The 2800-nt window shown below is 51.6% G+C and carries 1 rRNA gene; it reads left to right on the top strand.

The window, feature by feature from the left end:
• Positions 1 to 2799, top strand: a 23S ribosomal RNA gene (locus tag DWX96_RS14125); the annotation flags it as partial.
• Position 2800 lies beyond the last annotated feature (1 nt).

Genomic DNA, 2800 nt, shown 5'->3' with positions numbered 1-2800 from the left:
TTGATCCGTGAATGTCTGAATGGGGAAACCCACATGAGAATACCTCATGTATCCATACGCCAATCCATAACGTATGGAAGGGAACCCGGTGAACTGAAACATCTAAGTAGCCGGAGGAAGAGAAAGAAAAATCGATTTCCAAAGTAGCGGCGAGCGAAATGGAAAGAGCCCAAACCGGAGTGCGTGCATTCCGGGGTTCGGACCGCATAATTGATTCAGCAATTCCAGCAGAACTGTTTTGGGAAAGCAGACCAGAGAGGGTGAAAGTCCCGTAAGCGAAAGAAGAGCTGACATGGCGGTATCCAGAGTACATCGAGACACGAGAAACCTTGATGGAATAAGCGGGGACCACCCCGTAAGGCTAAATACTACTTAGTGACCGATAGCGCATAGTACTGTGAAGGAAAGGTGAAAAGGACCCCGGGAGGGGAGTGAAAGAGAACCTGAAACCCTGTGTTTACAAGCTGTGGAAGCACTTTATATGTGCGACCGCGTACTTTTTGTAGAACGGTCCGGCGAGTTACGCTTACTGGCGAGGTTAAGGACTTAAGGTCCGGAGCCGAAGGGAAACCAAGTCTTAATAGGGCGATAATAGTCAGTAGGAGTAGACCCGAAACCGGGTGATCTATCCATGTCCAGGTTGAAGATGCCGTAAAAGGCGTTGGAGGACCGAACCCACATCCGTTGAAAAGGGTGGGGATGAGGTGTGGATAGGGGAGAAATTCCAATCGAACCCGGAGATAGCTGGTTCTCCTCGAAATAGCTTTAGGGCTAGCCTCGTTTTAGTCTTGTGGAGGTAGAGCACTGAATTTCCGCGGGGGCGTCAAAGCTTACCAAAGAATATCAAACTCCGAATGCCATTAAGATGATGAACGGGAGTCAGACTGTACGAGATAAGTTGGACAGTCAAAAGGGAAAGAGCCCAGACCACCAGCTAAGGTCCCAAAGTGTGTGTTAAGTGGAAAAGGATGTGGGGATTCAAAGACAACTAGGATGTTGGCTCAGAAGCAGCCATTCATTCAAAGAGTGCGTAACAGCTCACTAGTCGAGAGTCCCTGCGCCGAAAATGTCCGGGGCTGAAACACAACACCGAAGCTGTGGAATCATACTAAGTATGATTGGTAGAGGAGCATTCTTAAGACCGACGAAGCTGTACCGATAAGGAGCAGTGGAGGGATAAGAAGAGAGAATGCCGGAATGAGTAGCGAGAGGAAGGTGAGAATCCTTCCGGCCGAATATCCAAGGATTCCAGGGTAAAGCTGATCTGCCCTGGGTAAGTCGGGACCTAAGGAGAGGCCGAGAGGCGTATCCGATGGACAACAGGTTTAGATTCCTGTACCACATATGGTCAGAACTGTGGGGACGCAGAAGGAAAGCATGAGCCAGGAATGGAAAGACTGGTACAAGCAGAGGGGATGGTGTGCTGGCAAATCCGCACACGAAAGTCCTTGCTGTGATGTGGAGCGAACTAGAGTAGCGAAGCATGCGGACCGGCTGCCGAGAAAAGCCGCTATTGTGCCATATGTGCCCGTACCGTAAACCGACACAGGTGGATGAGGAGAGAATCCTAAGGCCGACGGAAGAAGTATTGTTAAGGAACTCGGCAAAATGACCCCGTAACTTCGGGAGAAGGGGTGCCTGAGAAATCAGGCCGCAGAGAATAGGCTCAAGCAACTGTTTAGCAAAAACACAGGTCTATGCAAAACCGAAAGGTGAAGTATATGGGCTGACGCCTGCCCGGTGCTGGAAGGTTAAGAGGAGAGGTTAGCGCAAGCGAAGCTTTGAATTTAAGCCCCAGTAAACGGCGGCCGTAACTATAACGGTCCTAAGGTAGCGAAATTCCTTGTCGGGTAAGTTCCGACCCGCACGAAAGGCGTAATGATTTGAGCACTGTCTCGACAATACATCCGGTGAAATTGAAGTACCAGTGAAGATGCTGGTTACCCGCGCCAGGACGGAAAGACCCCATGGAGCTTTACTCCAGTTTGGTACTGGGATTCGGTACTGCATGTACAGGATAGGTGGGAGACGAAGAAGTTAGGACGCCAGTCTTAACAGAGTCGCTGTTGGGATACCACCCTTGCAGTATTGGGTTTCTAACCAGCCGCTGTGAACCAGCGGTGGGACAATGCCAGGCGGGGAGTTTGACTGGGGCGGTCGCCTCCGAAAGGGTATCGGAGGCGCTCAAAGGTTCCCTCAGAATGGTCGGAAACCATTTAAAGAGTGCAAAGGCAGAAGGGAGCTTGACTGCGACACCGACGGGTGGAGCAGGTACGAAAGTAGGACTTAGTGATCCGGTGGCATAAAGTGGGATTGCCATCGCTCAACGGATAAAAGCTACCCTGGGGATAACAGGCTTATCACTCCCAAGAGTTCACATCGACGGAGTGGTTTGGCACCTCGATGTCGGCTCATCGCATCCTGGGGCTGTAGCAGGTCCCAAGGGTTGGGCTGTTCGCCCATTAAAGCGGTACGCGAGCTGGGTTCAGAACGTCGTGAGACAGTTCGGTCCCTATCCGGCGCGGGCGTAGGATATCTGAGGGGAGCTGGCCTTAGTACGAGAGGACCGGGCTGGACGGACCACTGGTGCATCAGCTGGATACCAAATCCATAGCTGGGTAGCCAAGTCCGGAAGGGATAAACGCTGAAGGCATCTAAGCGTGAAGCCCCCCCCAAGATGAGATGTCCCTGTCTATAAGACAGTAAGACCCCTGAAAGAGTATCAGGTAGATAGGGCAGAGGTGGAAGCACGGTAACGTGTGGAGCTGACTGTTACTAATCGGTCGAGGGCTTGACCAAA

It is taken from the genome of Roseburia sp. AF22-2LB (genome assembly GCF_003461125.1).
GTDB classification, from domain to species: Bacteria; Bacillota; Clostridia; order Lachnospirales; family Lachnospiraceae; genus Roseburia_C; species Roseburia_C amylophila.
The sequence above is the reverse complement of the archived record's forward strand: the minus strand, read 5'-3'. Positions and strand labels throughout refer to the sequence as shown.